Origin of the sequence: Priestia sp. SIMBA_032 (assembly GCF_046535215.1) — a bacterium.
Taxonomy (GTDB): domain Bacteria; phylum Bacillota; class Bacilli; order Bacillales; family Bacillaceae_H; genus Priestia; species Priestia aryabhattai.
Genome location: NZ_JAWRXD010001100.1, coordinates 1 through 254, shown reverse-complemented (window position 1 = coordinate 254; position 254 = coordinate 1). Strand labels below are relative to the sequence as shown.

General features: G+C 72.0%; 1 protein-coding gene. It reads right to left on the bottom strand.

What is annotated here, in order from left to right; all coding sequences use genetic code 11:
* A partial coding sequence (locus SB717_RS37745; RefSeq protein WP_410908280.1) for a DprA-like winged helix domain-containing protein occupies positions 1-254 on the bottom strand: 254 nt, incomplete at both ends.

Here is a 254-nt window from a genome sequence, read left to right as displayed (position 1 = left end):
AGCCCGCCCTGCAGCACGGCGACCGAACCGCTCAGCTGCAACTCCAGCAGGGCGGCCTGAACCTGTCCGACCGGAAGGCCCGATTGCCGCGCCAGCTCGTCGGCCGAGACGGGAACCGGCGACAGCAGCGTTTCCAGCCGCGCCACAGGATCCAGCTCGCCGGACGTGTCCGGCGAGGGAGTGGCATCTGCGGTGTCGTCCTCGCCGCTCCGCGTCTCCGACCAGACCCAGTCTGGCTCGTCGCCGGGCTGGGC